Origin of the sequence: Streptomyces laculatispora (genome assembly GCF_017353455.1) — a bacterium.
GTDB classification, from domain to species: domain Bacteria; phylum Actinomycetota; class Actinomycetes; order Streptomycetales; family Streptomycetaceae; genus Streptomyces; species Streptomyces laculatispora.
Map to the genome: position 1 here is coordinate 1 of NZ_JAFMPZ010000611.1, position 9767 is coordinate 9767.

Consider the following 9767-nt stretch of genomic DNA (forward strand, 5'->3'; position numbering starts at 1 on the left):
GCGGCCGGCCGGCCGCGAACAGGAGTGATGCCCCGTCATGAGTTCACCCCCGAGCACCTTCCCCGACGTGGAGGCCATCGTCGTGGAGCTCCTCTCCGACCGCCCGGACCTCGCGGACGCGGTCGTGGACGAGACCCCGCCGCCGGGCTTCGACGGCACCCAGCCGGCGGTGATCGTCTCCCGGCGCGGTGGCGCCTGGATCGACGACCTCCATCTCGACCAGCCGCTCATCGAACTGGAGGCCTACGGCCCCGACAAGGTGACCGCGCACCGCCTCGCGAACGCGGCTCGCGCCGAGCTGCTCTCGGCCGTCGGCCGGACGTACGGGACGAACGTCGTGATCACCGACGTGGTCGAGGCCGACGGCCCGCGCTGGCTGCCCGAGTACCTGTACCCGGCGGCCAACCGCTACCTCACCGTGCTGCGGGTCTCCCTGCGCATCGGCTGACCCGGCACCATGCCAACCCGGCGCGCTCCCGCGCCCCCACAGACAAGGCCCTGCCACCGGCGGGGCCTTTGCCGTACCCACGGCAGGCACGACCCCACGCCCATTCACCCCAAGGAGTCATCCATGGCAGGCAACAACTCCTCCGAGATCCGCGTAGCCGGCACCGGCCGCATCCTCGTCGCGGACATCAACGCCCCCCTCCCGGCCGCCTTCACCGACGACCCGTCGGCCGACTGGGGCACCGAGTGGACGGACCTCGGCTACACCTCGACGGACGGGGTGACCTTCTCCAAGAAGGACAAGCTCGACCCGGTCGAGACGTGGCAGTCCATCAGTCCGGCCCGGTTCGTCTACGCGGACCGCGACCTGACGCTGAAGTTCTCCATGCTCCAGTTCAACGAGGACACGCTGCCGTTCTTCCTGGGCGGCGCCGCCGCGGACATCCGCCGGGACGCGACCAAGCCGGAGATCGTCCAGTTCGACGTGCCGGACGGCCCGACCTTCGACGAGCGCGCGCTCGGCCTGGAGTTCACCGACGGCACGGCGGTCACCTACCGCTTCGTCATCCCGCGCGGCCAGGTAACGGCCACCGACGACATCAAGCTCGCCCGTAAGGCCGCCGCGATGCTCGGTGTCACCTTCACCGCGCTCTCCCCGGGCAACGACCAGGCGCTCGCCACCTTCGTCATGAAGGACGCCGCCTACACGGTGCCGGCCGGCGCGTGATCCCCGCCGGGCGGGGCCGACTCACCCCGGCCCCGCCCGGCACCCACCCACACCTCTGCGTAAGGAGACACCCCACCCATGGCTTCATTCGACGTCAACGCGGCCCGCGCGCAGCGCATGGAGGCGCTCGGCCGCTCCTGGTCCTTCGACCTGGACGACGACACCTTCGAACTGCCCACCGAACTGAGCCGCTCCACCGCCAAGGCGCTCCGCTCCCTCGACGACAACGACGTCGACGGCCTGCTGAAACTCCTGATGGGCGAGGAGCAGTTCGCGCGCTTCGAGCGGTACGAGATCACCATGCAGGACATCGCCGCGATCCTGGAGGCGTACGGCAAGGAGACCGGGCTCGGCCTGGGGGAAGGCTGAGCCTCGACGCGTTCGCGGAAGAACACGCCGAGGCTCTCGAGGCCGACCTGCTGAGGCACTTCGGCGTGGACCTGCTCGACTGGCACCGCGGCCGGCTGACCAGCCGTCGGCTCGCGGTGCTGGTCAAGCACATGCCACGCGACAGCGCCGTCGCCCAGGAAATTCACGGGGAAAGCGCCGACTGGACGGTGACCGACTACCTTCTGGCCGCTGCCGTGGACCATCTCGCCGCCGCGAACTGGATGTTCGCCTCCGTCAACACGGACGAGGACGCCGACGCGCCCGAGCCGCCGGTGCCGGTACCGAGGCCGGGCGACGCGGCCTCCCTTGAGGGCTCCACGGACGAACAGGCAACGCCGCCCGGCCCGGATGACCTCATGCGCTTCTTCACCTGACCGTGCCCGGGGAGCCGGGTTCCGGGGTGCACGGCAACCACCGGTCCCGGGAAGAGTATGGAAACCAGCTGGACCGAGGGTGCAGAAGAACATACCGACAAGCATGAAAAAGAATCCCGTAGGCCCATGGAATCAACCCTCACCGCGTCCCGAAGGTTTCCTTCCCCAGCACGTGACACCATTTTAATGAAGACCCGCGGGACAGTCCGTTGAACATCTTCAAGCGCCCCGTGGCGCATGCCAACGCGAGAATGCCTTGCTGATCTTCCGTACACTCCAGCTCGTGTTGAAGTGGAAGGAGACGTGGGGAAGGAATTGCCCTTTGTGGACCTTCTCTTCGCGCCACAACGAGTCAATGACCGACTCGTCCCCGAAGAATTGCCAGAAGACGTTCTCGACCCGGGACGCGTGAAGGACCTCAAGGATCTCCCTGGCCTGGCTTCTGCCGTCCAGCCAGAAGATCACCAGAGTGGGCGCACCGCCTGCGGCTTCCACCTGCTTCACGATGAGCTCCGCGGCCGGCAGCGGCTTGGATCTGATCAATGACTCGTGGGTCAGGTCGAAGAACTCTTCCACGCGACTGCGCGGAACAGCGTCCGTGAGCAGACGTCGTCGCATGTTCGGCCTGGTTGCCCATTCCTGAACCCAACTCGCACGGGACTGCGGCTGCAATTCCGTGCGGGCGACGGCCGGACCGTCGTGGCCGCTTCCATAGAGGAGGATCTCGATTCCCGCACCGGGAGTGAATCTGTCGGCAACCGCGAGGGAACGCTCTGCATACCACGCGATCGAACGCTTTCTCCGGGGAATGAAATATCGCTCCTGCGATATTGGCGCAACGAGAACGACACGAACCGTTTCAGTGCTCATGCGGGGATCCTAGCACCCCAAGATAATTGCGAGGAGATCATGACCAGAGATATAGCCGAGCTGGACAGGGACCTTGGCCAGGCAGAGACAGATATCGGTTCCGCCCGTGCCGATATCACGAAACTCAAGAGCTCCTATCGATCACTCCGCACCACACAGAGCGGCCTCTCGAACACCTTCGCGGGGGTCAGCAACACCATCGCCGCAGTGACTGGTGGCTTGACCGGAATCGCCGCCAGCCTCACAGCCCTCACGATCGGTGTATCAGCCTTCAAGATCGACGAAAAGGGATTGACCATTCTCGGGGCCACCCGGGAGTGGAAGATTTCTCAGGGGCTTATCACAAGGATTCAGAAGAAGATCGAATCCGAGCATCAAAAGGCGGCAAGGAAGACGAAGGAGGAGAACGAGAAGCTCCTGGAGGACCACAAGGACTACATAGAGAAGATCAAGGACATCGACCAGGACGTCCAGAAGATAAAGGACGCGATCAGGCGGGCCGGAAGCGCCGCCCAGCAGGAGCAGGAGCGGCTGCGTGCCGACCCTTTGAACAGAACGAACCAAGGAATCGATCATCGGAGCCGCCCCCTGGTTCGTGGTGTCGCCAGCGACGTCAGGGTCCTGCGCAGCGCCGTCACCGAACTCACGGCGGCGTTCGCCTGATGAACGGCTGCCTGGACCCGAATCACCGCGGATCAAGGGAGATTCCGAATGAGTCTGACGCAAGCCGTCGGTAAGTCCTCCACCGCCCTCGCGCGGCTCCGCTCACAAGCGGACAGCGCCGGCAAATCGGTGAAGTCCCTGGCCGCCGGAGCCCGGACCGGTGACACCGGCCTCAAAAAAATCAAGAGCTCCGCCCAGGGCTCCGCCCGCGAGCTCACCAAGATCCAGCAGTCCGCCGACAAGGCCGAGCGCTCGATGTCCAAGGCCGGAAAGACCGGTCAGAAGAGCGGCACCCAGGTCGGAAAGTTCAAGTCCGGGGCCGACAAGGCCTCCAAGGGCATGAAGGGGCTCAACAAGTCGATGAAGGGCAACCTCGTCGGCCAGTTGCTCTCCCTGCTCGCCCCGCTGGTCGAGAAGGTGGTCGAGATGGCCGCCCGGTCGAAGACTATGCAGAAGGTCCTCAAGGTCGCCTTCGACGCGATCAAGAAGGTCATCAGCTCGGTCATGAAGGCCGTCGGACCGATCATGAAGAAGGCCGGCGCGCTGATCAAGCAGGTCTGGGACGGCATCAAGAAGGCGATCACCGTCGTCATCAAGGCCGTCGCCAAGGTCGTCACGACCTACTTCAACGCCTGGAAGAAGATCATCACGACGGTCATGAACGCCGTCAAGCAGGTGATCTCCAGTGTCTGGAACGGCATCAAGAAGGTCATCTCGCCGGTCATCAACTGGATCCGCGACGTCATCCCCAAGGCCTTCAGCAGGGTCAAGGAGAAGCTGTCGAGCATCTGGGGCGGGCTGAAGGGCATCGCGAGCCGGGCCTTCGACGCGATCAAGGGCGCCGTGAAGGCGCCCGTCAACTCCGTCATCCGGCTCATCAACTCCGCGATCGACAAGCTCAACCGCATCAAGGTCTCGATCCCGGGCTGGGTCCCCGGTGTCGGCGGCAAGACCTTCGGCATCAGCCTGCCGAAGATCCCCCAGTTGGCGGCCGGCGGCATCGTGGCCCCGCGCAACGGCGGTGTGCACGCCATCGTCGCCGAGGCCGGTGAGGCCGAGGCCGTACTGCCGCTGTCCAAGCTGGACCGGCTGCTGCGGCACACCGCCCGCCGGGCCAGGGCCGACTCGGTCAACGCCACGGCCGGAGCGGTCTCCGGATTCCAGATCGAGAACTACTACGAGGCGTCCACGGCCGACCTCCAGGAGACGGCCGCCGCCCTGCTGTTCCTGTCCAAGGCGCGCGGATGAGTGCCGCGGTGATCGGCGCCGACCCGTTCGCGGGAGTAGCGGGAGCGCTGGGTTCCTTCAGCGGCCGCGTCACGGGCGCTGCCCAGTCCATACGGGCCGCCGCACAGGGCATCGGCCGGGCCGGGACCGCCGCCGACCGGATCAAGGGCTCCGCCGACGCTGCCGGAACGCAGCTCCGGCAGCTGAGGACCAAGGCGGACACGGCCGGGAAGTCCCTCACCAAAGCGGGCCGCACCGCCGGCCGTACGGCGGCCCAGCTCCGTACCGGCAGCGCCAAGGCCCGCACCACCCTCGCACCCCTCAACTCCATCGCCACCGAGGCCGGCCTGTTCAGCGGGGTCGTCGGCGTCCTCGGCAAGGGCTCCGGCACGGTGTCCACGCTCATGGGCCTCTTCGGCGGCGCGGTCACCGTCGCCTCCGGCGCGATGACCTCCGTCAACGTCGCCATGCGCGCCAACCCGCTCGGCTTCGTCCTCGGCCTGGTGAGCCCCCTGGCCGGGTACCTCATCGAGTACGCGCTCAACTCGCAGACCGGCCAGAAGATCATGAAGCAGGTCCTCGACCAGGTCCTCCAGGTCTTCCTGAGCATCGGGAAGTTCCTCGGCCCCGTCCTCAAGGCGTACGCCACCGTCATCTCGGCCTACTTCGAGGCCGCCTTCACGGTCGTCACCACGGTCCTGGCCGTCGTCGGCGCACTCCTCTCCAAGGATTTCGGCGGCACCCGCTCCGCCGTCACCTCGGCCACCAACGCGGTGTCCGGCATCATCCGCCGCGCGTGGAGCGGGTTCCGCCCGGTCGTCCAGCCCGTCCTGGACTGGATCACGAAGAAGATCCCCGACATGTTCACCCGGGTGAAGACCGCCATGTCCAGGACCCTGAACGGCATGGGCGGCTTCATCAGCACCGGCATGCAGGGCGTCATGGCCGCCGTCACCGGCCCGGTCAAAGCGCTGATCTCCTTCGCCAACTGGGTCATCGACGGCCTCAACAAGCTCAGCTTCAACTTCTTCGGCAAGAAGTTCGGGGTCGACCTCCCCAAGATCCCCCAGCTCGCCGAAGGCGGCGTCGTCCAGCCCGCGAGGGCGCCCGGCGGCTCCCCCGTCCTGCCGTTGTCCGCGCTCAGCCGGCTGCGCCCCGCTGACGCCGCGCCGCACCCCACGGGCTCCACCGGCACCACGGACCGCTCACGGCTGCGCGCGTACCACGCGACCGAGGGCAACGGCCCCCTCGCCGTCGCCACCGACCTGCTGTTCCTGCACGGGTCGGCGGCATGAGCATCCACCCGCCCCACGACTGAAGCGAGGTGACGGCCCCTCATGGCCGAGACCACAACCACATATGCCCAGGAGACCGAACCCGGCTCACTGATCACCCGCGACGGGCAGATCCAGTGGGCCGGACTGCTGATGGGACCCGGTACGCCGTACGAGATCGACCGCACGGGCCTCACCGGCTGGGACGACCTGCCGGTGCTCGACACCGGCGACATCTCCCGCCCCGACCAGCACGGCGCCTGGCCCGGCGCCCGCTGGGCGCAGCCCCGTCTCGTCGGCGCGTCCGTCTGGCTACTGCCGCGCACGGCCGGTCAGGCCCTCGGCGTCGTCTCCGCCTTCCGCGCCGCAACCGGCGCGGACAACGGCGAGCAGTGGCTCGCCGTGCGGCTGCATGGCGAGACGCTGGCCGTCCGGGCCCGGGTCAGCCGCCGTGTCGTACCGCAGGACCGGTCCTACGTGGTGCACGGCGCGGCCAGGACCAGTCTCCAGTGGACCGCCACCGACCCGCGCCGGTTCGGGGCCGTGCTCCGCGAGACCCGGGCCACGCTGCCCCTCACGGAACCGGGCCTGGACTGGCCGGCCGAACCCGGCATCGCCGGCATGGGCCTCGCGTGGCCTCTGGAGTGGGGGACGGCCGGAGCCGCCGGCACCTGCACCGCCGTGAACGGCGGCGGCGCGGCGGCCCAGCCGATGATCGAGTTCCGCGGCCCGCTCCGGCGCCCGACGCTGACCCGGCTCGGCGACGGCCGGCGGCTCCGGTACGACATCGTGCTGGGCCCCCAGGACGTCCTGACGGTGGACACCGAATCCGGCACGGTGCTGCTCAACGCCACCGCGTCCCGGCTCTACACCGCGTCCCCCGTGTCCGTACCCGAGCAGCTGTTCCACCTGCCGCCGGGCACCACGGAGCTCTCCTTCCGCTCCGACGACACCACGCCCGACCCCCGGGCCTCCGTCACCCTGCGCTGGCGCGACGCCCACTGGTGATCCCCGCACGGCCCACGACCGACACCCCATCACTTCCCAGGAGGACGACATGCCCGTACGCAGCGCGTGGCTGATCAACCGCACCGAGACCGAGACCGGCCAGTCCCGGGCCGACACCCGCCTCGCCCCGGTCGGCACCATGACCCCGAACGGAGCACTGACCACCGCCGGCGGCGTGCTCCCCGGCTCCACCGGCGGCGAGTACCTGATGTCCGGTCTCTACGTCTTCGGCGAGAGCGCCGGGATGAACGCCACCGTCGCCCCGGGCCGTGCGGTGATCCAGGGCCAGGGACCGGCCGGCGCCTACCCGGTCGTCCTCACCGACTACACCGAGGTGACCTTCGGCGACGGGGACGCCTCCAACCCGCGCATCGACCTGGTGGTCCTGCGCGTGTACGACACCCAGTTCGACGGCACCGGCCGCACGGAAGCCGTGCTGGAGGTCGTCGTGGGCAAGGCCGAGGCCACCCCGGAGCCGCCGCTGCTCCCGGACGCCTCGCTTCCGCTCGCCCGTGTCCTGGTGCCCGCGGGCGCCTCGGTGGGCACCGGCGGCATCGCCTGGGCCGACGCCGTGTACGACATGCGGGTCTCGACCGTGGCCGTCGGCGGCATCCTCGCCGACTCCTGGAACCGCGACACACCCGGCGGATACCCGGGCCAGTACCGCGACACCTCCAGCACCCTGCAGCGCTGGGACGGCACGCGCTGGACGAGCTACCCCCGCCAGGCCGGCGGCATCGCCCCGCAGGGCGCCCTCGCCGCGGGCGAGTACACCGGCCAGTACCGCGACGAGGCCGGGCGGCTCCAGCGCTGGGACGGCACCGTGTGGCGGCCCGCCGTCCCGTCCTCCGCCTGGGCGTACAACAACGACGGCGGCTACTGCGCCACCACCGCCTGGGTGGAGGCGGTCGCCGACACCAACGGCCCCACCATCACGGCCACCTTCACCGCGCCGGTGACGGGCGCGATCCTGGTGACCGTGGGATTCGTGGGGAACACCGGGGTCGACGGCCAGTGGTGCCGGATGGGCGCCAACATCCGCAAGGGCGCGACCCTGGTCCTCGCGGCGAACGAGGAGCGTGCGGCGACGGTCGGGTCCAAGGCCCTGACGTCGGTGGCCTCCACCTTCCGCGTCACGGGGCTCCAGCCCGGCGCCGAATACTCCGCGGTCTCCGCCTACTGCTCGTCGGCGACCAGCAACAGGGGCTGGTTCGACAACCGTTTCATCCGCGTCGATCCGCTCGTGTGAGGCAGCCGATGACCGCATCCGTCACCACGCCCGTCTACCGGGCGCTCTTCTGCGACCTGCGCACCGACCGCCTGCTGGACGTGCTGCCGCTCACGGAGACCAAGTTCGACGACTACATAGGCAAGCCCGGATCGCTCACCGCCACCGTCCCCCTGCCCGGGGGAGCGCTCGCGGGCAGGGCGCGGGCCGCGCTCCAGCCCGGCCGCACCGCGGTCTGGCTGGAGCGCGACGGCGACATCTGGTGGGGCGGGATCCTGTGGACCTGCACACCGGAATCCGACGAACAGGGCCGGCTGACCGTGCAGTTCCAGGCCGGCACCTTCGACTCCTACCTGGACCACCGCATCCTCGCCCACGACCTGGCGGGCACCGGAACGGACCAGTTCGAGATCGCCCACACCCTGATCACGCACGCGCAGGACCAGCCCGGCGGCGACATCGGCATCAGCCCCGGTCACGACCGTTCCGGGGTGGTAAGGGACTTCGCCTACGCGTACTCCGCGCTCACCCGCGTCCGGGAACTGCTCGACAACCTCGGCCGGCTGAGCGACGGGTTCGAGTGGCGCGTCCACTGCTACCGGGACGCCGAGGGCCGCCGGGTCAAGCGCCTCCAGCTCGGCCACCCGCAGATCCGTACGGGACACACGGACATCGTGCTGAGCCACCCCGGCCAGGTGCTCACCTACAACCTGCCGACGGACTCCACCGTCCAGGCGAACGTCTGGGTGGCCCGGGGTGACTCCGCCAACACCGACCAGTCCCAGGAGTCCCAGCCGCTCACCGTCAGCGAGACGTCCCCCGGCGACCTGGAGGCCGGCTGGCCCCGTCTGGAGCTCACCTCCGACCACAGCGGCGTCTCGGACACGGCGACCCTGCGTTCGCTGGCCGCCGCCGAACTGGCCCGGCAGAACCGGCCCGAGGTCATCCCGGAACTGACCGTGCTGCTCGACGGCCGGATCACTCCGGCGCTCCTCGGCGCCCGCATCCGACTGCGGATCCACGACCTGTGGCACCACGAGGGCCTGGACGCCGCCTACCGGATCGTCGGCATCGCCGTCACCCCGCCGCAGCGCACCCAGGCCGAGACCGCCGTCCTCTACCTGGAAGGAGCCTGACCCGTGGCGATCATCCCCACCGACCTGCTCGACCGCATCCGCGCACTGGAACGCCAGGTCAGGGACCTGATGGGCAGTGCCAACACCACTCCGCCGCTGAATCAGATCATGGGCGGCGAGGTCGTCATCGGCGACCGGGGGCGGCTGCGGGTACGCACCTCCGGCGACGAGGACCTGCTCTACCTGGGCCGGGTCCAGCCGGACCGCGGCACGGACGAACCGCAACAGGGCTTCGTCGTCCGCCGCGACGACGGCTCCCTGGCCCTGACCGTCTGGACGGCGGCCCCGGACACCCTTCCCGTCCAGCCGGTGCAGGTCTTCGACCGCCGGGGCAACGTGGTCCTCGCCGACGATGCCGCCCTCGGCGGACTGGCCCGCCCCTACATCCCGTACCCCCTGCCCGGCCCGGCCGACGCGACGCGC

General features: G+C 69.1%; 11 protein-coding genes and 1 pseudogene. 11 read left to right on the top strand and 1 reads right to left on the bottom strand.

What is annotated here, in order from left to right:
• Positions 1 to 37 precede the first annotated feature (37 nt).
• From J1C73_RS31975 to J1C73_RS31990, 4 genes are all read left to right on the top strand, one after another.
• Positions 38 to 448, top strand: a complete 411-nt coding sequence (locus tag J1C73_RS31975; protein ID WP_147959059.1) for a phage tail termination protein — start codon at positions 38 to 40, stop codon at positions 446 to 448.
• Between the two features lie 123 nt (positions 449 to 571).
• Entirely contained in the window at positions 572 to 1174 is a 603-nt protein-coding gene (locus J1C73_RS31980) for a phage tail tube protein (protein WP_207319428.1), read from the top strand.
• Between the two features lie 78 nt (positions 1175 to 1252).
• Positions 1253 to 1543, top strand: coding sequence for a hypothetical protein (locus tag J1C73_RS31985; RefSeq protein ID WP_207319429.1), 291 nt, complete (start codon positions 1253 to 1255; stop codon positions 1541 to 1543).
• Between the two features lie 65 nt (positions 1544 to 1608).
• Positions 1609 to 1938: a hypothetical protein gene (locus J1C73_RS31990; protein WP_123461058.1), complete on the top strand. Its 330-nt coding sequence runs from the start codon at positions 1609 to 1611 to the stop codon at positions 1936 to 1938.
• A gap of 219 nt (positions 1939 to 2157) precedes the next feature.
• On the opposite strand, the gene J1C73_RS31995 is transcribed toward J1C73_RS31990, so the two are convergent.
• The gene (locus tag J1C73_RS31995; RefSeq protein ID WP_207319430.1) at positions 2158 to 2808 is read right to left on the bottom strand and encodes a VWA domain-containing protein; all 651 of its coding nucleotides are present in this window, start codon (positions 2806 to 2808) and stop codon (positions 2158 to 2160) included.
• Positions 2809 to 2847: 39 nt separating this feature from the next.
• On the opposite strand from J1C73_RS31995, the gene J1C73_RS32000 reads away from it, so the two are divergent.
• The 7 genes and pseudogenes from J1C73_RS32000 to J1C73_RS32030 form a co-directional block, all read left to right on the top strand.
• Positions 2848 to 3471 carry a hypothetical protein gene (locus tag J1C73_RS32000; RefSeq protein ID WP_207319431.1) on the top strand — a complete coding sequence of 208 codons (624 nt, stop codon included), beginning with the start codon at positions 2848 to 2850 and terminating at the stop codon, positions 3469 to 3471.
• A 48-nt stretch (positions 3472 to 3519) separates the two neighbouring features.
• Positions 3520 to 4719, top strand: coding sequence for a phage tail protein (locus J1C73_RS32005; RefSeq protein WP_123461055.1), 1200 nt, complete (start codon positions 3520 to 3522; stop codon positions 4717 to 4719).
• Complete coding sequence (locus J1C73_RS32010) at positions 4716 to 5993, top strand: tape-measure protein (RefSeq protein ID WP_207319432.1); 1278 nt, start codon at positions 4716 to 4718, stop codon at positions 5991 to 5993. Before J1C73_RS32005 ends, J1C73_RS32010 begins: the two co-directional genes overlap by 4 nt.
• A 42-nt stretch (positions 5994 to 6035) precedes the next feature.
• Entirely contained in the window at positions 6036 to 6980 is a 945-nt protein-coding gene (locus J1C73_RS32015) for a phage distal tail protein (RefSeq protein WP_207319433.1), read from the top strand.
• Between the two features lie 49 nt (positions 6981 to 7029).
• Positions 7030 to 8229, top strand: coding sequence for a hypothetical protein (locus tag J1C73_RS32020; RefSeq protein WP_123461052.1), 1200 nt, complete (start codon positions 7030 to 7032; stop codon positions 8227 to 8229).
• Between the two features lie 8 nt (positions 8230 to 8237).
• Entirely contained in the window at positions 8238 to 9344 is a 1107-nt protein-coding gene (locus J1C73_RS32025; protein WP_123461051.1) for a hypothetical protein, read from the top strand.
• Between the two features lie 3 nt (positions 9345 to 9347).
• Positions 9348 to 9767 (top strand): annotated as a pseudogene (locus J1C73_RS32030) (hypothetical protein); the annotation flags it as partial.